Genomic DNA, 24,453 nt, shown 5'->3' with positions numbered 1-24,453 from the left:
ATGAAACGCATCCTGTTCTGCGTGGTGCCCGAAAAGGGGCACGTCAATCCGTGTATCGGCCCGGCCCAGCATCTGCGTACCGCCGGGTGCGACGTCGCGTTCTATGCGCCGGCCGATCTCAGCGCACAGCTCGACGGTGCCGGCGGCTTCGAATTCGTCGGGCCGCGCGAGACGCCCGAGCGCCACGACCTGTCGCGCGGCGCGAGCTTCGCCGCGAACATCCGCGACGCGGACTGGCTGCGGCACTGGATCCGCACGCTGCTGATCGATCTCGCGCCCGCACAGGTGGACGGTATCCGCACGGTGCTGCGCGACTGGCGGCCCGATGTGGTCGTGATCGATCCGCTGCTCTATGCGGCGGCGATCGCAGCGGAGGTGGAAGGGCTGCCGTGGGTCTCGATGTCGAATTCGCTGAATCCGGTGCTGCCGGACGATCTCGATTCGGAACTGTTGCGCACGGTGCGCTGGCTCACGCCGGAACGCACGCGGCTGTTCGCGCGCTACGGGCTCGATGCGCGCTTTCGCGGTTGCGACATCCTTTCGCCGCACCTGACGCTCGCGTTCACGACCGACGCGCTGGTCGGTGCGCCGCCGCCGGGTGTCGAGCTGGTCGGCCCGGCAATGCCGTCCGGCCCGCGCGGCGACGAGACGCCGTTTCCGTGGGATCGCGTCGATGCGGATCGTCCGTTGGTCTACATGTCGCTCGGCAGCCAGCTTTACTACCATCCCGACGTGTTTGCGAAGGTCATCGAGGCGACGCGCGCGACGTCGGCGCAACTGGTGCTGTCGGTGGGCGAACTGGTCGATTCGGATCTGCTGCCGGCCGACGACGAGCGTGTGATCGCGGTGCGTTACGTGCCGCAACTGGCGCTGTTGCAGCGCACGCACGCGTTCGTCAGTCACGGCGGCGCGAATTCGGTGATGGAGTCGCTTGCGTGCGGCGTGCCGATGCTGCTGTCGCCGTTCTGCAATGACCAGTTCCATTCGGCGCACTTCGTCGAGCAGGCCGGCGCGGGGTGCGTGCTGGATTTGCAGCAGGCCGGCGTGGCGGACATCGCCGCTGCGCTCGAGCGCCTGTTGCGGCCCGGGACGTTGCGCGAGCAGGCGGCGCGGATCCGCGCGAGCTACGCGTCGTGCGACGGTTCTGCCGAGGCGGCGCGCCTGATCAGCGCACTCGCTTCAGGAAGCCGCCGGGCGACAGCGTCATGAGGACGCGGTCCTCGATGTCGTAGTCGACCTCGAAGCGCTTGTCGCGAGCGAGGAATTCATGCGCGGCGGTGGCCGGGTTGTTGCCTTTGCCGTACGGCTTGCCGTCGAACATCGACGCGGGCAGGTACTCCATGATGGTGTCCATCACGATCGCGTAACTGCCGGGCGTCACGAGCGGCGCATAGCATTCGAGCTCGCGCAGCACGTGCGTGTGGGTGTGCGTGAGATCGAGGATCGCCATCACGCGTGCGCCGTCATCGATGTGCGCACGCACCGATGCGAGCGTGTCGGCCGCGCATGATTCGCCTTCGATCAGCGTCATCCGATGGGCGAGCCGGTGCGATTGGAGGCGCTGCCTGACCTCGTCGCGCAGGCGCGGTTCGATCGCGACGACGCGGCCGCTGAAGCCAGCGAGCTCCAGCATCGACGCGGAGAATACGACGCCGCCGCCCGCCGCGATCCCGGTCTGCACGATGCAGTCGGGACGCTCGCGCCAGATCAGCTCCTGGAGGGCGAGCATGTCGCCGGGCAGGTGGAAGAAGCGATCGCCGAGCCAGCGCGTCTGGAACAGATGGTCGAATTCGGCAGCGCGCGTCAGCCATTCGATATTGATGTCCCGCATGCGGGCCGAGGGACGCTCTGACATGGTCAATGCAACGAGTAGGAGTGACGTGAAAACGCTGGAACCGTGGCTTCACCGGTACTGGAACATCGGGCCGGCGCACCTGCAGGCGCTGGCGTCGGGCCATACTAACAAAACGTATCTCGTCGAGTGCGATGCGGGGCGCGCGGTGCTGCGCGTGTCGTGGCCCGGCAAGGCGATCGAGCAGGTGCATCGCGAGGCGGCGATGCTCGGCCATCTCGGCCGCTCGCGTGCGGCGCCGATGCTGCCTGCGCTGCCGAAGCAGCGGCCGACCGTGGACGCCCAGTCCGGTGTGCAACTGCCTGATGGAAGCTGGCTGCATCTGTTCGAGCATATCGACGGCCGCCCCGGCCTGCCGGACGATGCGGAGGCGGGCGCGATCGATGCGATGCGTGCACTCGCGCATCTGCATGCGGCGATGGCGGCGATGCCCGTGACCGAATCGGCGCCGCTGGCCTGGCTGTCGGCACGCCACGCACGTGTAGCGGCGCGTGCCGCGCCGTCGTTGCCGGGTGGCTTGAGCGGCCACTACGAGACGACGATGCGTCGGATCGGCGCGCATCTCGACGCTGCTGCTCGCTGGCTGACGGGGACGGTGCATTGGTTGCACGGCGACTATCACGCGGGCAATCTGCTGTACGTGGGGCACGCGGTGAACGGCGTGCTCGATTTCGACGATGTCGGGCAGGGCGCGCAGTGGCTCGAAGCGGCTTTTGCGCTGTTTGCGCTGTCGCGCGATGCGGGCAGGGACGACCGCTTCGTATTCGATGCGCGGCGCTGGGACGCCGGCCTGCAAGCCTATGCCGCGACGCGGCCCGATGACGTGCCGGACTGGATGCACGACCGACGCGATGCGCTGATGGCCCTGTTCTGCGCGGACCAGACGCTGATCCATCTCGAAGCTGCACAGCGCGGGCTGTGGACGCCGGGGGCGGGCATCGGTTTTCTCGGCGGCTGGTGGCAGTTGCTGGAGGGTGCGGCGCCGGGACGTTAACCGGCTGCTTCGTCAGCGCGGCCGATTCAGGAACAGGCGCACCGCTTCGACCGTATGGGGCCGCGCCTCGCCGCGCCGCGATCCGTCGTGCATGCAGAACAGCACGTCATGTTGCCGTGCCGCGCTGGCGTCGACGTGCGCGCACATCGCGTCGAACAGCGCCTGCGGCGACGGCGCCGGCCGCTGCCAGTCGTCCAGTATCGCGGTCCAGCCCGTGTGTTCGCGCTGCAGCCGCGCCAGCACGCCGGCGCGACTGTCCTGCGGCATCAGGCCGTAAGGCAGGCGCAATGGAATCGTGGCTGGCGCCGGAACGCCGGCTCGACGATAGGCTTCACGGATCAGCGCGTCGGTTGCGTCGATTTCGTCGATTAGCGCGTCGTCTGTCAGCGCGCCCGGCCTCGCGTGCGAATGGGTGTGATTGCCGAGTGGGTGGCCTTCGCTCACCATTCTTGCCGCGACATCGAGTGCGTCTTTAAGATTCTGGCCGAGCAGGAAGAAGGTCGCCTGGCATGACGCAGCGCGCAGGACATCGAGCAAGGGGCGTGTCGAGGGGCCGGGCCCATCGTCGAAACTGAGGCGAATGGACATTGCGGGTGGGGGCGCCGTTCAAGTTATACCGGAGCAACGATAGCGCAAGTCGCGGCGAGCGGCGGCCGGCGCGCTCATCGGCCAGCTACTGGAGCGGCTCGATCGCCAGCGGACAGGTGCCGATCCGACGCAACTGCGTGCCGGTCCACTCGTAGAAGAACCGGGCGGCCTTCGCGCTGTTGTCGTCGCATTCGTCGTTGAAGCAGCCCGCGACGATCAGCAGCCTGCTGCCGGGGCGGAAATCGACGCGCTCCTCGTCGTTGCCCATCACGCCTGCGATGGCCTGCACGCCGGGCATCGTGTACGTCGCGCCCGTGTACTTGTCGACGATCGCGAAATTCCGGCAATCCGTTCCGCAACCCCAGATCGCGACCCGGTAGTGGCCGGCAAAATTGGCCGGTTGCGTGAATTCGTCGCGAATGACGGTGCGGTAGAGGCGGGTTTCCCTGGTGGTCAGGCGGGGTGCCGCAGCCGGCTTGCGTGGCGCGCTCGCCGCGAGTGCCGGATAGCGGTCGAACGAAGGCGACGGGCATGCGGCGGCGGCCGTCGCCGTCGCCGCGCGGGCGGTGCCGGAACCGCAAAGCAGCGCGGCCGACGCGCCGGCGATCAGCAGAAGTCGATGGGCAAGCATCACGCGAGCATCCTTCAGGTTCGGGATGGGGATCGGGCCGGAGGGTCCGAACGGCCGGCCCGACGATTCTATGACGCTTCACGTGCGCCGGCGACCCGGCACAGCGATCGCGAGCCTGCGTCAAACCGACGTTCCGCACACGGTGCGCCGTCAAGCTTTGTCAAATTGCGGCGATATCACGATGCCTGACGTTTCAGGCCGCCTTCGAAGGCTGTCATGCACGGTTCGATTGAGTATCCTTGGATTCGATTCGCGGTACTCATGCCATCACAACCGGGAGGCTTCACATGAATGCACGTCTATACCGCGCGACCGTTGCCGGCGCGCTGATCGGATTGCTCGCACCGTTTTCGGTGGCGCATGCGCAGCTGGGCGATGTCCTGAAGCAGGTCGGCGGCGGTGGCGACTCAGGCGGCAGCGCGGGCGGTGCGCTCGGCAATCTCGGCGGCCTCGGCGGTGCATTGACGGGCGGGGGCGGTGCGTCGCTGACGCCGGGCAGCACCGGGAACGTCGCCGGCCTGTTGCAGTTCTGCATCCAGAACAACTATCTCGGCGGGGCGTCCGGCGGTGCGTCGTCGGTGAAGGACGCGCTGATCGGCAAGCTCGGCGGCAACGCATCGTCCGACAGCGGCTATACCAGCGGCGCGAGCGGGGTCCTCGATGCCGGCAACGGCAGCAAGCTCGACCTGAGCGGCGGCGGCCTGAAGCAGCAGGTGACCAAGCAGATCTGCGACAAGGTGCTGACGCAGGCGAAGTCACTGCTGTAAGCGATTCGTCGCGGGGCGGTGCAGGGGGCGGTGCGATGCGTACCGCTTCCGCATGCCATTCCGGCCGCCCCGCGCACGTCATCGAGGAGAAAGCGGGCGGCCGCGCGATGCCGAGGCCCGCACGCACGGACTCAATCGGCCAGCCGCTTGTCGGCGAGCGCCTTGCAGCAGTCTTCGTAGACCCATTGCACGAGTTTCGCCCGATAGTCGAGATCGTCGGTATCGACGATTTCCTCGACCGCGTCGCGCGCCCATGACGCATCGACGAACCCGGCATGCCGCTTCGCGATGTCCTGCGCGAGCGCCGCGAGCTTGGCAACGGCCAGCCAGTCGGCCTGACGATGATGGCGGTCGAGCCAGCGGTGAGCGGCCTGGACCTGGAACGTGGCGTCCGGCCACGATTCGTTGAGGTAAAACGCGCCGAGATTGCCGCAGGTGAGCCAGCAAAGCAGTTCCAGGCGGTCTTGCGAGCCGAGGATATGGGGTGCGTCGGACATGGCAGCGCTCACGAAATACGTCGATTCCGGGCGGCGCCGGTTGCATTGGGCCGGTGCCGATAATAAAAACATAGCACGATGCGGGCCCGACCGCGCACCCGGGCGGATGCTGACATCGCGGTGGTGAAACGGACGCCGCGCCGGCGAGGATCGCCGACGGCGATGTGAGCGGGCAGCGGGAACGGAAAGTGCGCAAGCGCGTGAGGCGCGGCGCGGGATGAGGCGGCCGGGGAACGGCCGCCGGCGCCATGAAGCGGGCCCGTTGCCGGGCCCGCCGCAGCCCGGCGCGCGGGCCCGGCTGCCGATGAGCGAACTCAGGTCGTCGTGTGCGTGGCGCGCGCGATCGAGCGGATGCTGCGCTCGACGCGGATCAGGATGATCAGCACCGCGAGCGACACGAACGAATACAGCGCGACGAGCGCGGCGACGCCCGCGAAGCGCGCGGTCTGTCCGTTCTCGGCAGCGGTTTCTTCCGCGGCCTTCTTTTCGTCGTCGATCGCGGTGCGGCGTGCGTCGTAGCGCTGCGAGAAGTCGCGCATGATCGCCGACACGACGTCGGTGTACGCCTGCTCGCGCGCATATTCGTCGCCGTGCCCGGTGACCTTCTTCTTGACGCTGGCCGCGACGTCCGGGCGCGACAGTACGTTGTCGAGATACGCGATCTGCTGCTCGTAGTACGCGACGTCCGGATGGTCGTCGTCGCCGAGCACGCGCTGGAACGACGGCTCGTACGCGTCGCGATCGACCGCGTAGTCCGGCGACAGGGCCGCCCGGCCGTGCTTCTGCACGATGCCGGACAGTTGCGTCGACAGGCGCAGCGCGGGCGACGCATCGTCGTCCTTGGCTGCGGCGCCGCCGGCGGCCGGCGCGGCCTTGGCGGGCGCATCGTTCTCCCACGCGAACGATGCAGGATCGACCTGGATGGCCGAATCAACCTTCGGCGGTTTCGACAGGCGCGCATCGAGTGCGACCACGCCGAATATGACCCCGCCGATCAGGACTGCGGTCGCGAACAACAGCACGATCACGCGCAATACCTGAAGATAGCCGCCCTCGATTTTGGTCAGGATGCTCAAGGCATTCTCCTTTCTTATGATGAATGAGGCGCCGAGGCTAAAGACCTTTCGAATGGCTGTCAATCGTCACGCCGCGTCACACCCGCGGACCGGAACGCTCGCTAGAATGGCGGCTTTCCTGGAGGCGGAAAGCGATGAAAATCTACGACCAGTTCTATATCGACGGCGCATGGCGCAAACCGGCCGGCACCGGCACGATCGACGTGATCGACTCGGGCACCGAGGCGGTGATCGGCCGGATCCCGGAAGGCGTCGCGTCCGACGCGCAGGACGCGATCCGCGCGGCACGCGCAGCCTTCGACGCGTGGGCGGCCACGCCGCCCGCGACACGCGCGGGCTACCTGCGCAAGATCGTCGAGCATCTGCAGGCGCGCAGCGAGGAACTCGCGCAGTCGATCACCGGCGAAGTCGGGATGCCGATCAAGCTGTCGCGCGCGATCCAGGTCGGCGGCCCGATCTACAACTGGAAGGCGTATGCGAAGCTCGCCGAGTCGTTCGAATTCGAGGCACAGGTCGGCAACTCGCTCGTCGTGCGCGAGCCGGTCGGCGTCGTCGCGGCGATCACGCCGTGGAACTATCCGCTCAACCAGATCACGCTGAAAGTTGCGCCGGCGCTCGCGGCCGGCTGCACGGTCGTCCTGAAGCCGTCCGAAGTCGCGCCGCTGAACGCGTTCATGCTCGCCGAAGCGATTCACGCAGCCGGGCTGCCGGCCGGCGTGTTCAACCTCGTGTGCGGCTATGGCCCGGTGGTCGGTGAAGTGCTGGCCACCGATCCGGACGTCGACATGGTGTCGTTCACGGGCTCGACGCGCGCCGGCAAGCGCGTGGCCGAGCTGGCGGCCGCGGGCGTCAAGCGCGTTGCACTCGAGCTGGGCGGCAAGTCGGCGTCGGTGATCCTCGACGATGCCGATTTCGCGACGGCGGTGAAGGGCACGGTCAACGCGTGCTACCTGAACGCGGGGCAGACCTGCTCCGCGCACACGCGCATGCTGGTGCCGGAAGCGCGCTACGACGAGGCACGTGAGCTCGCGAAGGCGGCGGCCGAAACCTACGTCGCCGGCGATCCGCGGCAGGATGCGACGCGCCTGGGCGCGCTGGCATCGGCCGTGCAGCAGCAGCGCGTGCAGGACTACATCCAGCGCGGGATCGACGAAGGCGCTGAACTCGTGACGGGCGGCACGGGCCTGCCGGAAGGGCTGGATAAAGGCTTCTTCGTGAAGCCGACCGTGTTCGGCCGCGTCGATCCGAAATCGACGATCGCGCAGGAAGAAATCTTCGGGCCGGTGCTGTCGATCATCACGTATCGCGATGAAGACGAGGCCGTGCGGATCGCGAACGATTCGCCGTACGGGCTCGGCGGCGCGGTGTGGGCCGGCAGCGACGAACGCGCGATGGGCATCGCGCGCCGCATCCGCACCGGGCAGGTCGACATCAACGGCGGCGCATGGAACATGGCCGCGCCGTTCGGCGGCTACAAGCAGTCGGGGCACGGCCGCGAGAACGGCGTGTACGGGCTCGAAGAATATCTCGAGTACAAGTCGATGCAACTGAAGCCCGCGAAGCCGGCCTGAGCGTTTGTCACGGCCTGAACCGGAAACGGCACGCTCGCGTGCCGTTTTTTTATTGACGGCCGTCAAGGTGCGCGTCGGTGGATCGTCGATCATCGCGGTTCCGATGTTCCGACGAGGTTTCAGATGACCGTACGCACTTCCTTTCCGCCGCTGACGATTCGCGGCCGCACCTTGTTGCCCGTCGTGCAGGGCGGCATGGGTGTCGGCATCTCCGCGCACCGGCTCGCGGGCAGCGTCGCGCGCGAAGGCGCGGTCGGCACGATCGCGAGCATCGACCTGCGCCACCATCATGCGGACCTGCTCGCGCGTTGCCGCGCGCAACCCGATCGCGCGACGCTCGAGGCCGCGAACCTCGAGGCGCTCGCACGCGAGATCCGCCTCGCGAAGACCTACAGCGAAGGGCGCGGGATGATCGCGGTCAACGTGATGAAGGCCGTGAGCGCGCATGCGGACTACGTGCGGGTGGCGTGCGACGAGGGGGCGGACGCGATCGTGATGGGCGCGGGCCTGCCGCTCGACCTGCCCGACCTCACGCAGGGACACGACATCGCGCTGATTCCGATCCTGTCGGACAGCCGCGGGATCGCGCTCGTGCTGAAGAAGTGGATGAAGAAGGGGCGCCTGCCCGACGCGATCGTGATCGAGCATCCGGCGCATGCGGGCGGCCATCTCGGCGTCACGCAGATCGACGACATGCACGACCCTCGCTTCGATTTCGCGCGCGTGCTCGACGAGACCGCCCAGGTGATGGCGACGCTCGGCCTCGCACGCGAAACGATCCCGCTGATCGTTGCGGGCGGGATCAACAGTCACGACACGGTGCGTGCGGCGTTCGACGCCGGTGCGAACGGCGTGCAGGTGGGGACGCCGTTCGCGGTGACGGAAGAGGGCGATGCGCATCCGCACTTCAAGCGCGTGCTGGCCGACGCGACGCCCGAGGACATCGTCGACTTCGTCAGCGTGACGGGGCTGCCCGCGCGCGCGGTGAAGACGCCGTGGCTCGATCGTTACCTGCGCAACGAGACGCGCATCCGCACCAAGCTAGGCGCGCTGAAGCAGCGCTGCCCGACCGCGCTCGAATGCCTGAGCGTATGCGGCTTGCGCGACGGCATCGAGAAGTTCGGCCATTTCTGCATCGACACGCGGCTCGCGGCCGCGCTGCGCGGCGACGTCGCGAACGGGCTGTTCTTCCGCGGCCGCGAAGCGTTGCCGTTCGGCCGTGCGATCCGCAGCGTGCGCGATCTGCTCGACCTGTTGCTGACGGGCGCTGCGACGGAGCCTGCGGCAAACCGCCCCACGTTTACGCTGGCTTGACGAATATCAAGATGAAGAAAAGACCCTACAGGGAGAATGGAAACCATTCTTTGGGGGTCCGTACCATGCATAAAACGATTCGAACTTGTGTCACCGCTGCCGCCGTTGCGGCCGCTTTCGCCGCGCTGCCTTCGCTGTCGCACGCAGCCTCGCCGGGCGACGGCATCAACCAGGGCGACGTCCTGGTCCGGCTGCGCGCGATCAGCATCCAGCCGAACGAACGCGCGAGCGATACGCTGGGCGCGCTCAACGTCGGGGTGAACAACGCGATCGTGCCCGAGCTCGACTTCACGTACATGATCCGCGACTACCTCGGCGTGGAGCTGATCCTGGGTACGTCGCGGCACCAGCTGACGTCGAGCGTCGGCAATCTCGGCGGCGTCGGCGTGCTGCCGCCGACACTGCTGCTGCAGTACCACTTCAACCATGCCGGCAAGGTGCGTCCGTACGTCGGCGCGGGCGTGAACTACACGTACTTCTACAACAACGGGCTCAACGTCGGCGGCGAGGGCGTGTCGATCAACAAGAGCAGCTTCGGCCCCGCGCTGCAGTTCGGCGTGGACGTGCAATTGACGAAGAAGGTCTTCATGAACGTCGACGTGAAGAAGATCTGGATGAGCACCGATGCGACGCTGGGCGACAAGGGCATCGGCACGCTGCACATCGATCCGCTGATCGTCGGCGTGGGCGTCGGGATGAAGTTCTAGACGCGGCGGGAAAAGAACAGAGTTGGGGTTGGCGGCATGTCGGTCGGCATGCCGCTTTTTTTATGCGCGGCGGCGGCGGATTTACAGCTTGTCGTACTGGAAGCGCATCGCGGTGCCTTCGCGCGAGATGCGCTCCCACACCGCGCGCTTTTCGTCGTCGCTCAGGAACACCCAGTTCGACACTTCGGCAGCCGTGCGGCCGCAGCCCTTGCAGACTTCGTCGAAGAGGGTCGAGCACACGCCGATGCAGGGGCTGTCGGGCAGGTCGTGGAGATTGGAGGCCATCGGAAGGGTTCACGCAGTTGAATCGTCAGCCGCCATTTTAATGCATCGCGGCCGAACGGTCGGACGGGCGCCGCCGGCATGCCGTACCGGTGCAGCGGCGTGACAGTACGGCGGGGTTCGGGCACGGCCGCCGGGCGGTTCGCGTCCGGCCGGCGGACGCGGGTGCGCCGCCGCCCGTTTTTCCCGGTGGACAGCCGCCGATTACCCGATAGAATTCCCCGGGAACGCCCCGCCGCACGGGCGGCCAGCCTGGCCGGCGGCGGTAATCTGTTCCGTTTGCGCGACACCGGCATGATTTTTTTGTGACGGGGCGCGAATGATGGTAGTTTTCGGGGTTTTCGAGGGGCGGCGCGCCAGAATGCGCCGTCATGACGAGGCAGACGGCAGCCGGACACACGGTCCGGCCGGAGGGAGAACGGGATGAAAGCAAAGGTAGTGGGCCGGTTCGCAGCGCTCGCGCTGTGCGTGGGTGCATCGGCGGCAGCGGCGAAGGATACGCAGCTCAATGTCTATAACTGGTCGGACTACATTGCGAAGGACACGATCCCGAACTTCGAGAAGCAGACGGGCGTCAAGGTCCGCTACGACAACTACGACAGCGACGACACGCTGCAGGCGAAGCTGCTGACGGGCAGCTCGGGCTACGACATCGTCGTGCCGACCAGCAACTACGCGGGCAAGCAGATCGCCGCCGGCATCTTCGCGCCGCTCGACAAGTCGAAGCTGCCGAACCTCAAGTACCTGGATCCGCAACTGATGGCGCTCGTCGCCGGCGCGGACCCGGGCAACAAGTACTCGGTGCCCTGGGCGTACGGCACGACCGGTCTCGCGTACAACCTGACGAAGGCGCAGCAGGCGCTCGGCAAGGTGCCGCTCGACAACTGGGACATCCTGTTCAAGCCGGAAAACATCTCGAAGCTGAAGACCTGCGGCGTGTCGGTGCTCGACGCCCCCGACCAGATGTTCGCGGCGACGCTGCACTACATCGGCAAGGACCCGATGAGCACGAACCCGGCCGACTACAAGGCCGCGATGGACGTGCTGAAGAAGATCCGCCCGTACATCACGCAATTCAACTCGTCGGGCTACATCAACGACCTGGTCGGCGGCGACATCTGCTTCGCGTTCGGCTGGTCGGGCGACGTCGTGATCGCGAAGCATCGCGCGATCGAGGCGAAGAAGCCGTACAAGGTCGAGTACTACATTCCGAAGGGCGGCGCGCCGGTGTGGTTCGACGTGATGGCGATCCCGAAGGACGCGAAGAACAAGGATGCCGCGCTGCAGTGGATCAACTACATCGAGGATCCGAAGGTGCACGCGGCGATCACGAACGCGGTGTACTACCCGAGCGCCAACGCAGAGGCCCGCAAGTACGTGCGGCCCGACGTCGCGAACGACCCGGCCGTCTATCCGCCGGCCGACGTCGTGAAGACGCTGTTCCTGCTCAAGCCGCTGCCGCCTGAAATCCAGCGTCTGCAGACGCGTCTGTGGACCGAGCTGAAGTCGGGCCGCTGACGCGAGCCGATGTTCCCGGCAGTCATGAAGCCCCTGGTACCCCCGGGGGCTTTGTTCGTTCAACGCAGGAGAGAAGCAGCACATCATGAATAGCCAGTCGGGTGCGCCGGTCGCGGGCGCGCCGTCCTCCGTTTCCTCCTCCGGCGCCGATGCGCGCGCCGAGTCCTTTGTCCAGATCGTCGACGTCGTCAAGAAATTCGGCGACACCGAAGCCGTGCGCAGCGTCAACCTGACCGTGCGCCAGGGCGAGCTGTTCGCGCTGCTCGGCAGCTCGGGCTGCGGCAAGTCGACGTTGCTGCGGATGCTCGCGGGCCTCGAGACGGTCACGTCGGGCAAGATCCTGATCGACGGCGAGGACCTCGCGCAGATGCCGCCGTACAAGCGGCCCGTGAACATGATGTTCCAGTCGTATGCGCTGTTCCCGCACATGTCGGTCGAGTCGAACGTCGCGTTCGGTCTCAAGCAGGAAGGCACGCCGAAGGCCGAGCTGAAAGAGCGCGTCGCTTCGGCGCTCGAACTCGTGCAGATGAGCAAGTACGCGAAGCGCAAGCCGCATCAGCTGTCCGGCGGCCAGCAGCAGCGCGTCGCGCTCGCGCGCTCGCTGGTCAAGCGGCCGAAGCTGCTGCTGCTCGACGAGCCGATGTCCGCGCTCGACAAGCAGATCCGCCAGCGCACGCAGATCGAGCTCGTCAACATCCTGAACAAGGTCGGCGTCACCTGCATCATGGTCACGCACGACCAGGAAGAAGCGATGACGATGGCCAATCGCCTCGCGGTGATGAGCGAAGGGCAGATCGTGCAGATCGGCTCGCCGAACGAGGTGTACGAATATCCGAACAGCCGCTTCTCGGCCGAATTCATCGGCTCGACGAACCTGTTCGACGGCGTGACCGTCGAGGACGAGCCCGACCACGTGTACATCGAGTCGCCGGAGCTGCCGAGCCGGCTGTACGTGAGCCACGGGATCTCGGGCCCGCTCGGGATGCCGGTCACCGTGTCGGTGCGCCCCGAACGGATCGCGCTCACGCGCAAGCCGCCCGAAGGCGCGTTCAACTGGGCGCGCGGCCGGATCAGCAACGTCGCCTACATGGGCGGCTACTCGCTGTATCACGTGAAGCTCGACGGCGGCAAGACGGTGATCGCGAACGTGTCGAGCCTCGCGATTTCGGAGCTCGAGACGCCGGCGCTCGGCGACGAGATCTACGTGCGCTGGAGCGCGACGGCCGGCGTGGTGCTGACGTCATGACCGCGTTCAAGTCCCTGCTCGAGTGGCCGGTGCGGCGCTTCAACCTGACGGGCGCCACGGCGGTCGTCGCCGGGCCGTTCACGTGGCTCGTGCTGTTCTTCCTCGTGCCGTTCGTGCTGGTCGTCAAGATCAGCTTCGCGGAGCTGCAGCTCGGCATCCCGCCGTACACGGAGCTCGCGTCGTACGCGGACGGCGTCGTGCACGTCGCGCTGAACCTGTCGCACTACGCGTTCCTGTTCACGGACAGCCTGTATTTCGCGACCTACGTGAATTCGGTGTGGGTGGCCGCGATCACGACGCTGCTGTGTCTGCTGATCGGCTATCCGATGGCGTACTACATCGCGCGCTCGAACCCGGCGACCCGCAACCTGCTGATGATGGGCGTGATGCTGCCGTTCTGGACGTCGTTCCTGATCCGCGTGTATGCGTGGATCGGCATCCTGAAGAACAACGGGCTGCTGAACAACTTCCTGATGTGGATCGGCCTCACGCATACGCCGATCGAGCTGTATCGCACCAACTACGCGGTGTACATCGGGATGGTGTACTCGTACCTGCCGTTCCTCGTGATGCCGCTCTACGCGCACCTCGTGAAGATGGACCTGCGCCTGCTCGAAGCCGCGTACGACCTCGGCGCCAAGCCGTGGAAGGCGTTCGTGCAGATCACGCTGCCGCTGTCGAAGAACGGGATCATCGCGGGCTGCCTGCTCGTGTTCATCCCGGCGGTCGGCGAGTACGTGATTCCCGAACTGCTCGGCGGCGCGAACACGCTGATGATCGGCCGCGTGATGTGGAACGAGTTCTTCAACAACGCGGACTGGCCGATGGCGTCGGCGGTGACCTGCGCGATGGTGCTGCTGCTGCTCGTGCCGATGGCGATGTTCCAGCACTTCCAGGCGAAGGAGCAGGGAGGCCGCCGATGAAGCCGAATCGTTACCTGCAGTTCGCGGCGCTGTTTGCCGGCTTCGCGTTCCTGTACATCCCGATCATCAGCCTGATCGTTTATTCGTTCAACGAGTCGAAGCTCGTCACCGTGTGGTCGGGCTTCTCGTTCCGCTGGTACGCGGCGCTCGTCGAGGACGACGAGCTGCTGACGGCCGCATGGCTGTCGCTGAAGATCGGCGTGCTGACCGCGTTCGCGTCGGTGTTCATCGGCACGTGGGCCGGCTTCGTGCTCGCGCGGATGGGGCGCTTCCGCGGCTTCGCGCTGTTCAGCGGGATGATCAACGCGCCGCTCGTGATTCCCGAGGTGATCCAGGGGATCTCGCTGCTGCTGCTGTTCATCGAGCTGGCGAAGTGGATCGGCTGGCCGGCCGAGCGCGGTGTATTCACGATCTGGCTCGGCCACGTGATGCTGTGCATCTCGTACGTCGCGATCATCGTGCAGTCGCGCGTGCGCGAGCTGAACCCGTCGCTGGAAGAAGCCGCGCTCGATCTCGGCGCGACGCCGCTGAAGGTGTTCTTCACGATCACGCTGCCGCTGATCTCGCAGGCGCTGATCGCGGGCTGGCTGCTGTCGTTCACGCTGTCGATCGACGACCTCGTGCTGTCGGCGTTCCTGTCGGGCCCCGGCTCGACGACGCTGCCGCTCGTGGTGTTCTCGCGTGTGCGGCTGGGGTTGAACCCGGAGATGAACGCGCTCGCGACGCTGTTCATCGTCGCGGTGACGGCCGGCGTCGTGATCGCGAACTTCGTGATGCTGCGCCAGGAGCGCAAGCGGATGGCGGGGTTCGCGGCCTGACGTTCGGGTCGGGATTGCTGCCGTAAAAAACGCCCGGTGCCGACGACGAGTCGGGCCGGGCGTTTTGTTTGGGGGGCGCTGCGTGTGGATCGGTGCCGGTCTATACGCGATTGCGACAGATGAACGGCATCGTAGACGGGACGCGGGTTCGATTCCCGCGCCCGGTCGCGCGCCGCCCTACGCGCCGACCGCCGCCTTCGCCAGCAGCCCGAGCGCGACGCATACGAGCACGGCCGCGAACCCGGCCTGCACGTGCCGCGCGGCGAGGTGGCGCGACGCGCCGCGACCGGCGGCCATGCCGAGCGCGGTCGCGACGGTGAACCACAGCGTCACGTCGAGCGGTGCGCGCGTGCCCGACACGAGCGTCGCGAACACGCCGCCGGTGCCGACGAGCGCGATCACCATCAGCGACGTCGCGACGACCCCGTGCATCGACACGTTCGTGAACTTGCGCAGCATCGGCACGATCACGAAGCCGCCGCCGACACCGAGCAGCCCCGTCATCAGGCCCGTCATCGCGCCGGTCGACGCCAGCGCGACGCCGACCGGCCAGGACCACACGAGCCGGCCCGTATCGGGATTCACGCGGCCGACGCACAGCGGCGACGCTTCCGCGTCGACCGGCGCGTGTCGCAGCGCCTGCCGCAACAGGCGGCCGGCGACGACCAGCATCGTCAGCGCGAACAACGCGAGCAGCAGGCGTTGCGGCAGCACGTGCGCGAGCCGTACGCCGAGCGTGGTCAGCGGCACGCCGGCCACGGCCATCAGCAGCGCCGCGCGATAGCGCACGAGCCCGCGGCGGAAACCTTCGAGCGCGCCGAGCGCGGCGCTGCCGGCCACTGCGACGAGCGCGACGGGCGTGGCCTGCTGCATCGGCCAGCTCATGCCGACGACCAGCGCCGGCACCGCGAGGATGCCGCCGCCGGCGCCGGTCAGGCCGAGCACGGCGCCGACGAAACCGCCCAGGACGAGGGAAATCAGCATGGCGTCAGCGCGCTCCGGTCAACGTGCGATCGCGGGCTTCGCGAGCCATTCGCGGCCCTTGAGCATCGCCTTCCAGTAGAGCGGCGGCAGCACGCGTTCCTTGAGCAGCCAGGCAAGCCGCGACGGGCGCTTGCCGTCGATCAGCCACGCGGGGAAGGTCGGTGCGACCTTGCCGCCGTACAGGAATTCGGCGAGCACGATCTTGCCGCGCTCGACGGTGAGCGGGCACGAGCCGTAGCCGTCGTACGCCGCGTCGCCGTGCGCGCGGCCGAGCGACGCGAGCAGGTTGTGCGCGACCACCGGCGCCTGCTTGCGGGCGGCCGCGGCCGTTTTCGCGTTGGTCGTGTTGGTGGCGTCGCCGAGCGCGTAGACGTCCGGATACTGCTTGTGCCGCAGTGTCGCCGGATCGACGTCGATCCAGCCGGCCGCATCGGCGAGCGGGCTCGACCGCACGAAGTCGGGCGCCTTCTGCGGCGGCACGACGTGGATCATGTCGAACGAGCGCACGACGGTTTCCTTGCCGCCGTCCGGCAGCGCGCGCGCGAACGTCGCGCGGCGCGCGGGCCCGTCGATCGACACGAGGTTGTGGCCGAACGACAGCGCGATGTCGTAGCTTTTCACGTATTCCATCAGCGCGGGCACGTAGTCGGCGACGCCGAACAGCGCGGCGCCCGCATTCAGGAACTCGACGTTCGCGGCTTCGAGCCGGCCCGCGCGCCGCCAGTGGTCGCACGACAGGTACATCGCCTTCTGCGGCGCGCCCGCGCACTTGATCGGCATCGGCGGCTGCGTGAAGAGCGCGTTGCCGCCACGGAATGCGCGAACGAGTTCCCACGTGTACGGCGCGAGATCGTAGCGGTAGTTCGACGTGACGCCGTTGCGGCCGAGCGTGTCGGCCAGGCCTTCGATCCCGTGCCAGTCGAGCTTGAGCCCCGGGCACACGACGAGCTTGCGATAGCCGATGCGGCGGCAGCCGTCGAGCACGACCGTGTGCGCGTCGGGCTCGAAGCCCGCGACGGCGGCCTGGATCCGGTGCACGCCGCGCGGCAGTACGTCGGTCATCCGGCGTGCGGTGGTCTCGGGCCGGAACACGCCCGCGCCGACCATCGTCCAGCCCGGCTGGTAGTAGTGGACGTCGGCCGGATCGATCACCGCGATGTCGAGCGATGCGTCACGCGCGAGCAGGCTCGATGCAACCGCGATGCCTGCTGCGCCCGCGCCGACGATCACGATGTCGTGCCGCGCGTCGACCGCCGGTGCCGCCAGCCTGCCGCCGTGCGCGACGCGTGAGGCGATCGCGTGCAGGTCGTAGCCGGCCGCAGCGGCCGTCGCGACGATGTCGTTCAGCGGACGCAGGCCGGCTTGCGACAGCGCCCACAGCGTGGCCGAACGCGTACCGCTGCGGCAGTACGCGAGCACCGGCCCTTCAAGCGACGCGACGAGCGCGCCGAACTGTGCGGCCTGATCGTCGGTCACCTTGCCGGTATCGACCGGCAGGTAATGCACGTCGATGCCGAGCGACGCGGCGGCCGCGCGGATCTCGGTGACGGTCGGCTGGTCGGGGCCTTCGCCGTCGGGGCGGTTGCAGATGATCGCGCGGATGCCGGCCGCGTGAAGCGCGGGCAGGTCGGCCGCCGCGATCTGCGGCGAGACCGACAGCGTGTCGGTCAGCTTGCGGATGGTCATGTCGGGGGTCTCCGGATGGGGCGGGGCGTGTCGCTCAGATCGCGTCGAGCGGGATCTTCAGGTAGCGCACGCCGTTGTCTTCGGGCTCGGGCAGATGGCCGGCGCGCATGTTGACCTGCACGGACGGCAGCATCAGCACGGGCATCGCGAGCGTGGCGTCGCGCGCGGTGCGCATCGCGACGAAATCGTCCTCGGTCACGCCGTCCTTCACGTGCACGTTCGCGCGGCGCTGCTCGGCCACGGTCGTCTCGAACTGCACGTCGCGGCCGCCCGGCTGGTAGTCGTGGCACAGGTACAGGCGCGTGTCGGGCGGCAGGTCGAGCACGCGCGCGATCGAGCGGTACAGCGTGCGCGCGTCGCCGCCCGGGAAGTCGCAGCGGGCCGTGCCGTAGTCGGGCATGAACAGCGTGTCGCCGACGAATGCCGCGCGCTGTGTCGCGTCGTCGACGCAGTAGGTCATGCATGCGGGCGTGTGGCCCGGCGTATGCAACGCGCGGATCGTCAGCGCGCCGAGCGCGAGCGTGTCACCGTCGTCGAGCAGCCGGTCGAACTGGCGGCCGTCCTGCGCGAAGCCGGGGCCCGCGTTGAACAGCGTGCCGAACACGTGCTGCACGCGGCGCACGTGCGAGCCGATCGCGATCCGGCCGCCGACGTGTTCCTTCAGGTATGGCGCGGCCGACAGGTGGTCGGCGTGCACGTGGGTTTCCAGCAGCCAGTGCACGTCCGCGCCGAGTTCGGCGACGCGGGCGATCAGCCGGTCGGCGCTCGCGGTGTGCGTGCGGCCGGATTTCGGGTCGTAGTCGAGCACGCTGTCGATCAGCGCGCACGCGCGGCTCACGGTATCGAGCAGCAGATAGCTGACGGTGTGGGTCGCCGGGTCGAAAAAGCCTTCGACCGACAGCGTGGTGGCATGGCTCACGGGGTGTCCTCGATCGGGTTCTGCATCTGCAATCGGGATGGGTCACTCAAGAAGCGTGCCAGCGTGCGCCGACGCACCGGCCGATCCGCCAGGGGCTTGATTCGGCTCGGGTTTTCGGTGCGGTTGCAGCGATGCGCGGGTGTTGGCGGCACCCGGCTGCGGCTGCTGACTGCCATGTTTGGCAGTGTCGTGGCAGAATTGGCAGTCTGCCTGGCAGTTCGTCAGGCACTCCTTCACCGAGCGTCCGCATGAATCCGCACGACACCATCCCGATCGTCCCCGCGCCGCGCCGCGACGCCATGCCCGACGTGCGCGCGCTCGTCGCGTATCTCGAGCAGGATCCGCAGCCGATGATCGTCGTCGATCCCGACTACCGCATCCTCGCGGCGAACGATGCGTACCGGCGCCAGTTCGGCGTCGCGGGCGTCGAGCACGTGGGCCGGCACTGCTTCCAGGTCTCGCATCACTACGATGTGCCGTGCGACCAGGCGGGCGAGCATTGCCCGATGAAGCAGGCGCTCGAATCGCGCGGGCTGAACCGCGTGCTGCATATCCACCACACGCCGCGCGGCCCCGAGCATGTCGACGTCGAATTGCGGCCGATCTTCGATGCCGACGGCAACGTGATTGCCTATGTCGAGCGCCTGACGACAGTGCGCAGTGCATCAGCGCAGCCGAGCGCGGAAGGGCTCGTCGGCGGCGCCGACGCGTTCAATGCGGCGCTCGGCGCACTGCAGCGCGTAGCGCCCTCGATGCTGCCGGTGCTGCTGCTCGGCGAATCGGGCACCGGCAAGGAGCTGTTCGCCCGCGCGCTGCACGAGGCGAGCGACCGCGCGATGGGGCCGTTCGTCGTCGTCGATTGCTCGGGGATCGCCGAGACGCTGTTCGAGAGCGAACTGTTCGGTTACGAGAAGGGCGCGTTCACCGGCGCGAACCAGCGCAAGCCGGGCCTCGTCGAGACCGCGCAGGGCGGCACGCTGTTTCTCGACGAGATCGGCGACGTGCCGCTGCCGATGCAGGTGAAGCTGCTGCGCCTGATCGAGTCGGGCACGTTCCGCCGCGTGGGCGGCGTCGAGGCGCTGCGCGCGGATTTCCGGCTGGTCGCGGCCACGCACAAGCCGCTGCGCGAGATGATCGACGACGGGCGGTTCCGGCAGGACCTCTACTACCGGATCAACGCGTTTCCGATTCCGTTGCCGGCGCTGCGCGAGCGGCGCGGGGACGTCGCGCTGCTGGCTGAATCGATCCTGCGGCGGATCGCGAACGTGCGCGCCAGTGCGGGCGATGCGGGCGCGCGGCCGTTCGCGGCCCGGCCGTTCGTGCTGACCGAGCGCGCGCTCGCGTGTCTCGATGCGTATGCGTGGCCGGGCAACATCCGCGAGCTGCGCAACGTGCTCGAACGCGCGTGCCTGTTCGCGGACGACGGGACGATCCGGATCGAGCATCTGCCGGCCGAGCTGGTCGCCGCATCGGTCGCGCCGCAGGACCGGGCTGCCGATGCGCGCGGCGTGTCGGACGCGGAACTCGTGCGGATCGCGCGCACGTTCGACGGCACGCGCAAGGCGCTCGCCGAGCAGGTCGGGATGAGCGAGCGGACGTTGTACCGGCGGATGAAGGCACTGGGGCTCGGGGCGCGCGAGCGCTGAGCGTGCGCACGCGACGGGTCGCTGGCAGCGGCAGGCGGCTTTGTCGATAATGGCGCGTTCGAATCTGCCTCCCCCTCGCCGATGAAGAGACGCCTCCTTTCGCCTTGCCTGTTTCTAGCAGCCTCTGCGCTGTGCAACGTGGCGCAGGCCGCCGCCGAGTACACGTGGACCGACGCGGCCGGCGCGCATGCGGTGACGCTCGCGAGAACCGAGTCCGGCGACGACGTCGAACTCAAGGTCGCCGCGACGCTTGACGGCCGGCCCGACTGGACCGTGCGCGACTACGTGAAGGCCTGCCCGGTCGACGTGATTCTCGACGTCGTCCCCGCGTCGATCGAAATGCGCGACCTGCTCGGCAACGGCCGCAAGCAGTTCCTGTTCGCGTACAAGATCGGCTGCCGCGGCGATGTGAGCGCCGACCAGGTCAAATACTTCCTGATCGACCAGGGCACGAAGTACGTGCTGCGCGGCGAGGAAACGGTCACGGTCAACGGCAAGTTCATGGACGGCGGCGCGGCGCCCGTGCCGAATGCGGACCTGAAAGCCCAACCCGCGTTTCTGCGCTACATGACGAAGCACTGGCACGGGATCAGCGTGCGCGACTATCGGTAGGGACGCGCGCGGCGGTCGTGACTGTGCGTTCGACCTGCGCCTGTCGAGGTGAATCGAGCGTGCTGTACGATAAGAAATCATGGGTGTGCGATGATTAATTATCGTTTTACGATAATTTTTGGTGTACACTCAACGCACGTTCATTTCCCGCCGAGGACTTCGCATGCATTCCGATCGCATTGCCCGTATCAGCCAGTGCATGGCTGCCGTCACGCTGTCGTTGATCGTCGGCTTGTTGGTGCTTAACGCCGCGTTCTGGGCCTTTCCGTCGTTGATCCTGAGTCGAACTGGGCCCGGGTTTGCGTTCGGCTTGTCCGACTCGGTGATCTCCAACCTGAACGTCGACGTCGCTGCGTTCCCGTGGTGGCAGAAGGTCGGCGGCTTTCTGTTGTCGGGCGTACCGCTCGTCGCGCTTGCGAACGGCCTGCGTCACCTGCGTCTGCTGTTCCGCACGTATGCGCAGCGCGACTACTTCTCCGCGCAAGCGGCCGGCCATCTCGGCAAGACCGGGCGTGCGATCGGCCTGTGGGTATTGCTGAGCGTACTGTGCGAACCGCTCCTCAGTATGTGGGCGACGATGCTCGAACCGGTCGGCCAGCGGATGGTCAGCATCGGCTTCGGTCTGCCGTACGTCGTCGCGCTGTTCACCGCGGCCTGCATTGCCGTGATCGCACACATCCTCCGGCAGGCGAGTACGCTCGACGCCGAGCATCGGCAGTTCGTCTGAGGCGCGCCATGTCAATCGTGGTCAGGCTCGATGTGATGCTCGCGACGCGCAAGGTCCGCTCGAAGGATCTCGCGGCGGCCGTCGGCATCACCGAACAGAATCTGTCGCTGCTCAAGCAAGGGAAGGTCAAGGGCATCCGCTTCGCAACGCTCGAGGCGATCTGCCGCTATCTCGACTGCCAGCCAGGCGACCTGCTCGCGTTCAGCGATGACGGTGTCGGCGAGGCGGACTGACACACCGTGACTTCCAGGTGCCGAGGTGACGTGGTGGCGGCGTGCCGCCGGTCCCGCGCCGCGCACGGGTTGCAAAGGTGAAGCGGGCGACACGCGGAAAACCCGCCTGCCGCCCGCAACCTCATGCGCTCAACCTGCTCATCGCGCCGGCGCCAGCTGCGCCATCGCCTCCCGCACGAAGCCGATCAACGTGTCGTCGATCCACGAATCCTTCGTCAGCGACGGCTCGTTCATCATCGCGTGGCGGAATTTCGCGTGCGTGGCCGGATCGTTGCCCGCATAGCTGCAGAACAGCGTGAGCCAGCGCTGCGCGAGCGCGCGGCCTTCCGGTGAATCCGGCCGGGCGCCCGCATCGATCGCGTCGCGCACGTCGCCCATCAGTTGCGGCCATGCCATCGCGCTTTCGCCGTAGTGGGCCCGCATGAAGCGGATCTCGTCCGGCGCTAGATACTTCTCGAAGATCCTCATCTTGGTTTCCGACGACGCGCGCAACACATAGTCGCGCAGCGCGGTCGAAATGCCGATCTTCGACTGCATCGCCGGTTCGTGTTCGTGCATCAGGTTCAGCTTCGCCAGCAGCCGCGGATCGTTGTTCGTGTCGCGCACGAGCAGCGCCATCCAGCGGCTGGCGAGCGCACGGGTGCGTTCGTCCTCGGCGGGCACGCCCGCGTCGTGCAGCGCGCGAACTTCATCGACGAGTGCGATCCATTCGGCGTCGCCCGTCTGGCTCTTCTGGTACATCGGCAGGCGCGCGAGTTCTTCCTCGGAAAAGTATTTGTCGTACACGGTCATCAACTCCAGTGTGGTGAGCCAATCGGCCAGCTCCGGCTCCGTGCCCGCAGCGAGCTGCGCGTGCAGGTTCACGAGCCGCTCGCGCAACTGCGCGGTCTGCGCGAGCTGACGGTCGAGCAGCGCGATCTGCTTCGCGACGATCTCGACGAGCGGCGTGTCGGGCTGGTTCAAGTGGTCGCCGATTTCGGCGAGCGACAGGCCGAAGCGACGCAGCGCCTGGATCTGATGGAGCCGGGCGATGTCGTGGCGGTCGTACAGCCGGTAGCCGTTGTCGGCGCGCGCCGAAGGCGTCAGCAGACCGATCGCGTGATAGTGATGAAGCGTGCGGACGGTCAGCCCGCTGCGTTTCGCCAGTTCTCCCACTTTCAGTCGCATTCGTTCCTCCATTCGGGTCGCACACGGGAGTCTCGAACGTTACGCTACGTGAGGGTCAAGCGGAAGATCGGGAATCGGGTGCGCGGGGGAATTCCGCGCACCCGATGGCAGGGCCGGCCTATTGCGGCGAAGGCGGGGTGTCGGCGCCGGCGGTGCGCGCTGGCTGGCCGGTGGCGGAAGCGTCGGCCGACTTGTCGGTCTTGCCCGACTGGTCGGCCTTGTCAGTCTTGTCGACCGGTGGCGTGCCCATCGCCTGGTAAAGCCGCGCGGTATCCGCGAACCGCGCGCCGGTCGCGCGGATCTCGTCGAGCCGTGCGTTGCGATACTGCAGCTCGCTGGCGCGCGCGGCCGACGGCGGCAGCGCGCCGAGCCGCACGCGGGCCGCCGCGTCGTCGTACGCGCCGCGCGCGGACAGCGCGGCACGGGACGACGCGTCGAGCGCCTCCGCATCGTGCTCGAGCGCGGCGAGCGAATCGGCGACGTTCTGGAATGCGCCGAGCACGGCCTGCTTGTACTGGTCGACGGCGGCCTCGTAGGTCGCCTTCGCCGCACGGCGCTGCGCGAGCAGCGCGCCGCCATGGAAGATCGGCTGGCTCAGCGACGCGCCGACGTTCCAGATCGCGCCGGCGCCCGACAGCATCGTCGGCCAGCTGAAGCCGCCTTTGCCCATCGCGGCCGACAGCGACAGCTGCGGGAACATCTGCGCGGTCGCGAGGCCCACTTCGGCCGCGGCCGCCTTCAGCCCCGCGTCGGCCGCCTGGATGTCCGGGCGGCTTTGCAGCAAGTCCGACGGCACGACGACGGGCACCTGCTCGGGCAGGTGCAGATCGGCGAGCGTCAGATCGGCTGGCGGCTGGTCAGGCGTGCGGCCGACCAGCACCGCGAGCGCGTGGCGTGCCGAGTCGCGCTGCTGGCGCAGCGCGGGCAGGCTCGCCGCGAACGTTTCGGCGCTTTGCCGCGCGTTCAGCGCGTCGCTGCGCGAGGCGGAACCAAGCGCGTAACGGCGTTCGGCATCGTGCGCCTGGTCGTTGGCGAGCGCGACGAGCCGCTCGGTCGTATTGATCTGCGCATTCAGCACCGACACCGTGATCGATGCGGTGACGATGTTCGCGGCCAGCGCGCGTCGTGCGGAGTCGAGCTGGAACGCGCTGACGTCGACGCGGCGCGCCAGCGCGCGGTTCGCGAAACGCGACGCGCCGAACAGGTCGATCGTGTAGCTCGCCTGCAGCTGCCCGACGAACGTGTCGTACAGCAGCGTCGGCGCTCCGAGCGCGGGAATCGGCACGCCGAGCGCACGCTGGCGTGTGGCCTGGCCGCCCGCGTCGATCGACGGCAGCATCGAGCTGCCGATCTGTGCGCGCAACTGTTCGCGCGCGGCATCGAGCGAGTGGGATGCCGCGCTCAACGTCGGGCTGTTGCGCAGCCCTTCGTCGACGAGCGCGTTCAGCGCGTCGGAGCGGTACTGCTTCCACCAGTCGGGCACCGGCTTCGCGCCGACCTCGAACTGCTGCGTGACGCCTTGCGCGGACACGGTCTGCTGCACTTGCGGCGTGGCGCCGTAGTGCGCGGGCGACGGCATCGCGGGCGGCTCGCCGCTCGGCGCGAACCACGCGCAGCCCGCGAGCGGGCCGGCGAGGCTCGCCACCGCAAGTGCCCGCACGGCTTGGGTTTTCAGGTTCATCGATCGATCCATGG

26 protein-coding genes are annotated in these 24,453 nt (G+C 67.7%); 14 read left to right on the top strand and 12 right to left on the bottom strand.

Annotation, left to right across the window (positions count from 1 at the left end):
• The gene (locus tag LGM89_RS19410) at nucleotides 1-1,209 is read left to right on the top strand and encodes a glycosyltransferase (RefSeq protein ID WP_226207676.1); all 1,209 of its coding nucleotides are present in this window, start codon (nucleotides 1-3) and stop codon (nucleotides 1,207-1,209) included.
• Here LGM89_RS19410 and LGM89_RS19405 read toward each other — a convergent pair.
• Nucleotides 1,166-1,855, bottom strand: coding sequence for a cephalosporin hydroxylase family protein (locus LGM89_RS19405; protein WP_226273691.1), 690 nt, complete (start codon nucleotides 1,853-1,855; stop codon nucleotides 1,166-1,168). The two genes, LGM89_RS19410 and LGM89_RS19405, sit on opposite strands and share 44 nt — an antisense overlap.
• On the opposite strand from LGM89_RS19405, the gene LGM89_RS19400 reads away from it, so the two are divergent.
• The gene (locus LGM89_RS19400) at nucleotides 1,854-2,846 is read left to right on the top strand and encodes a phosphotransferase (RefSeq protein WP_226273690.1); all 993 of its coding nucleotides are present in this window, start codon (nucleotides 1,854-1,856) and stop codon (nucleotides 2,844-2,846) included. The two genes, LGM89_RS19405 and LGM89_RS19400, sit on opposite strands and share 2 nt — an antisense overlap.
• 12 nt (nucleotides 2,847-2,858) lie before the next feature.
• Here LGM89_RS19400 and LGM89_RS19395 read toward each other — a convergent pair whose 3' ends face one another.
• Both LGM89_RS19395 and LGM89_RS19390 read right to left on the bottom strand, forming a co-directional pair.
• Nucleotides 2,859-3,434: a polysaccharide deacetylase family protein gene (locus tag LGM89_RS19395; protein ID WP_226273689.1), complete on the bottom strand. Its 576-nt coding sequence runs from the start codon at nucleotides 3,432-3,434 to the stop codon at nucleotides 2,859-2,861.
• An 85-nt stretch (nucleotides 3,435-3,519) separates the two neighbouring features.
• A complete protein-coding gene (locus tag LGM89_RS19390) occupies nucleotides 3,520-4,068 on the bottom strand; it encodes a hypothetical protein (protein ID WP_226273688.1) in 549 nt (182 codons plus the stop codon).
• A 284-nt stretch (nucleotides 4,069-4,352) separates the two neighbouring features.
• On the opposite strand from LGM89_RS19390, the gene LGM89_RS19385 reads away from it, so the two are divergent.
• A complete protein-coding gene (locus LGM89_RS19385; protein WP_089440193.1) occupies nucleotides 4,353-4,832 on the top strand; it encodes a DUF2501 domain-containing protein in 480 nt (159 codons plus the stop codon).
• Nucleotides 4,833-4,963: 131 nt separating this feature from the next.
• Here LGM89_RS19385 and LGM89_RS19380 read toward each other — a convergent pair whose 3' ends face one another.
• Together LGM89_RS19380 and LGM89_RS19375 are read right to left on the bottom strand one after the other, a co-directional pair.
• Nucleotides 4,964-5,329, bottom strand: a complete 366-nt coding sequence (locus LGM89_RS19380) for a hypothetical protein (protein ID WP_069248063.1) — start codon at nucleotides 5,327-5,329, stop codon at nucleotides 4,964-4,966.
• A gap of 314 nt (nucleotides 5,330-5,643) precedes the next feature.
• Nucleotides 5,644-6,405 carry a hypothetical protein gene (locus tag LGM89_RS19375; RefSeq protein ID WP_226273687.1) on the bottom strand — a complete coding sequence of 254 codons (762 nt, stop codon included), beginning with the start codon at nucleotides 6,403-6,405 and terminating at the stop codon, nucleotides 5,644-5,646.
• Between the two features lie 134 nt (nucleotides 6,406-6,539).
• Here LGM89_RS19375 and LGM89_RS19370 point away from each other — a divergent pair, with 134 nt between their 5' ends.
• From LGM89_RS19370 to LGM89_RS19360, 3 genes are all read left to right on the top strand, one after another.
• On the top strand, nucleotides 6,540-7,976 hold the full coding sequence (locus LGM89_RS19370; RefSeq protein ID WP_089494952.1) for an aldehyde dehydrogenase family protein: 1,437 nt from the start codon (nucleotides 6,540-6,542) through the stop codon (nucleotides 7,974-7,976).
• A 123-nt stretch (nucleotides 7,977-8,099) separates the two neighbouring features.
• Entirely contained in the window at nucleotides 8,100-9,290 is a 1,191-nt protein-coding gene (locus LGM89_RS19365) for an NAD(P)H-dependent flavin oxidoreductase (RefSeq protein WP_226273686.1), read from the top strand.
• Between the two features lie 65 nt (nucleotides 9,291-9,355).
• Entirely contained in the window at nucleotides 9,356-9,997 is a 642-nt protein-coding gene (locus LGM89_RS19360) for an OmpW/AlkL family protein (protein WP_089461130.1), read from the top strand.
• 81 nt (nucleotides 9,998-10,078) lie between these two features.
• On the opposite strand, the gene LGM89_RS19355 is transcribed toward LGM89_RS19360, so the two are convergent.
• On the bottom strand, nucleotides 10,079-10,282 hold the full coding sequence (locus tag LGM89_RS19355) for a DUF1289 domain-containing protein (RefSeq protein WP_010095552.1): 204 nt from the start codon (nucleotides 10,280-10,282) through the stop codon (nucleotides 10,079-10,081).
• 420 nt (nucleotides 10,283-10,702) lie between these two features.
• Between LGM89_RS19355 and LGM89_RS19350 the strand changes: the two genes are divergently transcribed.
• The 4 genes from LGM89_RS19350 (at nucleotide 10,703) to LGM89_RS19335 (ending at nucleotide 14,784) form a co-directional block, all read left to right on the top strand.
• The gene (locus tag LGM89_RS19350; RefSeq protein ID WP_226273685.1) at nucleotides 10,703-11,797 is read left to right on the top strand and encodes a polyamine ABC transporter substrate-binding protein; all 1,095 of its coding nucleotides are present in this window, start codon (nucleotides 10,703-10,705) and stop codon (nucleotides 11,795-11,797) included.
• A gap of 85 nt (nucleotides 11,798-11,882) precedes the next feature.
• Entirely contained in the window at nucleotides 11,883-13,043 is a 1,161-nt protein-coding gene (locus LGM89_RS19345; RefSeq protein WP_089456287.1) for an ABC transporter ATP-binding protein, read from the top strand.
• Nucleotides 13,040-13,966, top strand: a complete 927-nt coding sequence (locus tag LGM89_RS19340; RefSeq protein WP_089425520.1) for an ABC transporter permease subunit — start codon at nucleotides 13,040-13,042, stop codon at nucleotides 13,964-13,966. The genes LGM89_RS19345 and LGM89_RS19340 overlap by 4 nt, the downstream gene beginning before the upstream one ends.
• On the top strand, nucleotides 13,963-14,784 hold the full coding sequence (locus LGM89_RS19335) for an ABC transporter permease subunit (protein ID WP_089431135.1): 822 nt from the start codon (nucleotides 13,963-13,965) through the stop codon (nucleotides 14,782-14,784). Before LGM89_RS19340 ends, LGM89_RS19335 begins: the two co-directional genes overlap by 4 nt.
• Nucleotides 14,785-14,961: 177 nt before the next feature.
• Here LGM89_RS19335 and LGM89_RS19330 read toward each other — a convergent pair whose 3' ends face one another.
• Genes LGM89_RS19330 through LGM89_RS19315 form a run of 4 tightly spaced genes read right to left on the bottom strand, consistent with a single transcriptional unit; the run spans nucleotide 14,962 to nucleotide 18,549 of the window.
• Nucleotides 14,962-15,768, bottom strand: coding sequence for a sulfite exporter TauE/SafE family protein (locus LGM89_RS19330; protein WP_226273684.1), 807 nt, complete (start codon nucleotides 15,766-15,768; stop codon nucleotides 14,962-14,964).
• Nucleotides 15,769-15,786: 18 nt separating this feature from the next.
• On the bottom strand, nucleotides 15,787-17,454 hold the full coding sequence (locus LGM89_RS19325; RefSeq protein WP_226273683.1) for a bifunctional protein tyrosine phosphatase family protein/NAD(P)/FAD-dependent oxidoreductase: 1,668 nt from the start codon (nucleotides 17,452-17,454) through the stop codon (nucleotides 15,787-15,789).
• A gap of 34 nt (nucleotides 17,455-17,488) precedes the next feature.
• Complete coding sequence (locus tag LGM89_RS19320) at nucleotides 17,489-18,373, bottom strand: MBL fold metallo-hydrolase (protein ID WP_226273682.1); 885 nt, start codon at nucleotides 18,371-18,373, stop codon at nucleotides 17,489-17,491.
• Nucleotides 18,370-18,549: a hypothetical protein gene (locus LGM89_RS19315; RefSeq protein WP_226273681.1), complete on the bottom strand. Its 180-nt coding sequence runs from the start codon at nucleotides 18,547-18,549 to the stop codon at nucleotides 18,370-18,372. Before LGM89_RS19315 ends, LGM89_RS19320 begins: the two co-directional genes overlap by 4 nt.
• A gap of 72 nt (nucleotides 18,550-18,621) precedes the next feature.
• Here LGM89_RS19315 and LGM89_RS19310 point away from each other — a divergent pair, with 72 nt between their 5' ends.
• The 4 genes from LGM89_RS19310 to LGM89_RS19295 all read left to right on the top strand — a co-directional run bounded on the left by LGM89_RS19310 (nucleotide 18,622) and on the right by LGM89_RS19295 (nucleotide 21,591).
• Nucleotides 18,622-20,019, top strand: a complete 1,398-nt coding sequence (locus LGM89_RS19310) for a sigma-54 interaction domain-containing protein (protein WP_226273680.1) — start codon at nucleotides 18,622-18,624, stop codon at nucleotides 20,017-20,019.
• 81 nt (nucleotides 20,020-20,100) lie between these two features.
• A complete protein-coding gene (locus LGM89_RS19305; RefSeq protein ID WP_206147282.1) occupies nucleotides 20,101-20,631 on the top strand; it encodes a M949_RS01915 family surface polysaccharide biosynthesis protein in 531 nt (176 codons plus the stop codon).
• Between the two features lie 163 nt (nucleotides 20,632-20,794).
• Nucleotides 20,795-21,358, top strand: a complete 564-nt coding sequence (locus LGM89_RS19300; RefSeq protein WP_089472885.1) for a DUF2975 domain-containing protein — start codon at nucleotides 20,795-20,797, stop codon at nucleotides 21,356-21,358.
• Between the two features lie 8 nt (nucleotides 21,359-21,366).
• Nucleotides 21,367-21,591: a helix-turn-helix domain-containing protein gene (locus LGM89_RS19295; RefSeq protein WP_089472884.1), complete on the top strand. Its 225-nt coding sequence runs from the start codon at nucleotides 21,367-21,369 to the stop codon at nucleotides 21,589-21,591.
• A 138-nt stretch (nucleotides 21,592-21,729) separates the two neighbouring features.
• On the opposite strand, the gene LGM89_RS19290 is transcribed toward LGM89_RS19295, so the two are convergent.
• Both LGM89_RS19290 and LGM89_RS19285 read right to left on the bottom strand, forming a co-directional pair.
• Nucleotides 21,730-22,758, bottom strand: coding sequence for a MerR family transcriptional regulator (locus LGM89_RS19290; RefSeq protein ID WP_226273679.1), 1,029 nt, complete (start codon nucleotides 22,756-22,758; stop codon nucleotides 21,730-21,732).
• A 118-nt stretch (nucleotides 22,759-22,876) separates the two neighbouring features.
• Nucleotides 22,877-24,451 (bottom strand): efflux transporter outer membrane subunit, encoded by a 1,575-nt coding sequence (locus LGM89_RS19285; protein ID WP_226273678.1) that lies wholly within the window; start codon nucleotides 24,449-24,451, stop codon nucleotides 22,877-22,879.
• Between the last annotated feature and the right edge of the window lie 2 nt (nucleotides 24,452-24,453).

This window comes from Burkholderia sp. AU31624 (genome assembly GCF_020420065.1).
Classification (GTDB): domain Bacteria; phylum Pseudomonadota; class Gammaproteobacteria; order Burkholderiales; family Burkholderiaceae; genus Burkholderia.
This window is presented reverse-complemented; position numbering and strand designations above follow the sequence as displayed.

Excerpts from the sequence above, each read along its gene's own strand:
- LGM89_RS19345 (WP_089456287.1), top strand. The coding sequence starts at position 11,883 with ATGAATAGCCAGTCGGGTGCGCCGGTCGCGGGCGCGCCGTCCTCCGTT.
- LGM89_RS19405 (WP_226273691.1), bottom strand. The coding sequence starts at position 1,855 with ATGTCAGAGCGTCCCTCGGCCCGCATGCGGGACATCAATATCGAATGG.
- LGM89_RS19360 (WP_089461130.1), top strand. The coding sequence starts at position 9,356 with ATGCATAAAACGATTCGAACTTGTGTCACCGCTGCCGCCGTTGCGGCC.
- LGM89_RS19300 (WP_089472885.1), top strand. The coding sequence starts at position 20,795 with ATGCATTCCGATCGCATTGCCCGTATCAGCCAGTGCATGGCTGCCGTC.
- LGM89_RS19380 (WP_069248063.1), bottom strand. The coding sequence starts at position 5,329 with ATGTCCGACGCACCCCATATCCTCGGCTCGCAAGACCGCCTGGAACTG.
- LGM89_RS19315 (WP_226273681.1), bottom strand. The coding sequence starts at position 18,549 with ATGGCAGTCAGCAGCCGCAGCCGGGTGCCGCCAACACCCGCGCATCGC.
- LGM89_RS19385 (WP_089440193.1), top strand. The coding sequence starts at position 4,353 with ATGAATGCACGTCTATACCGCGCGACCGTTGCCGGCGCGCTGATCGGA.
- LGM89_RS19350 (WP_226273685.1), top strand. The coding sequence starts at position 10,703 with ATGAAAGCAAAGGTAGTGGGCCGGTTCGCAGCGCTCGCGCTGTGCGTG.
- LGM89_RS19305 (WP_206147282.1), top strand. The coding sequence starts at position 20,101 with ATGAAGAGACGCCTCCTTTCGCCTTGCCTGTTTCTAGCAGCCTCTGCG.
- LGM89_RS19365 (WP_226273686.1), top strand. The coding sequence starts at position 8,100 with ATGACCGTACGCACTTCCTTTCCGCCGCTGACGATTCGCGGCCGCACC.
- LGM89_RS19335 (WP_089431135.1), top strand. The coding sequence starts at position 13,963 with ATGAAGCCGAATCGTTACCTGCAGTTCGCGGCGCTGTTTGCCGGCTTC.
- LGM89_RS19355 (WP_010095552.1), bottom strand. The coding sequence starts at position 10,282 with ATGGCCTCCAATCTCCACGACCTGCCCGACAGCCCCTGCATCGGCGTG.
- LGM89_RS19400 (WP_226273690.1), top strand. The coding sequence starts at position 1,854 with ATGGTCAATGCAACGAGTAGGAGTGACGTGAAAACGCTGGAACCGTGG.
- LGM89_RS19295 (WP_089472884.1), top strand. The coding sequence starts at position 21,367 with ATGTCAATCGTGGTCAGGCTCGATGTGATGCTCGCGACGCGCAAGGTC.
- LGM89_RS19330 (WP_226273684.1), bottom strand. The coding sequence starts at position 15,768 with ATGCTGATTTCCCTCGTCCTGGGCGGTTTCGTCGGCGCCGTGCTCGGC.
- LGM89_RS19285 (WP_226273678.1), bottom strand. The coding sequence starts at position 24,451 with ATGGATCGATCGATGAACCTGAAAACCCAAGCCGTGCGGGCACTTGCG.
- LGM89_RS19370 (WP_089494952.1), top strand. The coding sequence starts at position 6,540 with ATGAAAATCTACGACCAGTTCTATATCGACGGCGCATGGCGCAAACCG.
- LGM89_RS19325 (WP_226273683.1), bottom strand. The coding sequence starts at position 17,454 with ATGACCATCCGCAAGCTGACCGACACGCTGTCGGTCTCGCCGCAGATC.
- LGM89_RS19395 (WP_226273689.1), bottom strand. The coding sequence starts at position 3,434 with ATGTCCATTCGCCTCAGTTTCGACGATGGGCCCGGCCCCTCGACACGC.
- LGM89_RS19410 (WP_226207676.1), top strand. The coding sequence starts at position 1 with ATGAAACGCATCCTGTTCTGCGTGGTGCCCGAAAAGGGGCACGTCAAT.
- LGM89_RS19340 (WP_089425520.1), top strand. The coding sequence starts at position 13,040 with ATGACCGCGTTCAAGTCCCTGCTCGAGTGGCCGGTGCGGCGCTTCAAC.
- LGM89_RS19310 (WP_226273680.1), top strand. The coding sequence starts at position 18,622 with ATGAATCCGCACGACACCATCCCGATCGTCCCCGCGCCGCGCCGCGAC.
- LGM89_RS19290 (WP_226273679.1), bottom strand. The coding sequence starts at position 22,758 with ATGCGACTGAAAGTGGGAGAACTGGCGAAACGCAGCGGGCTGACCGTC.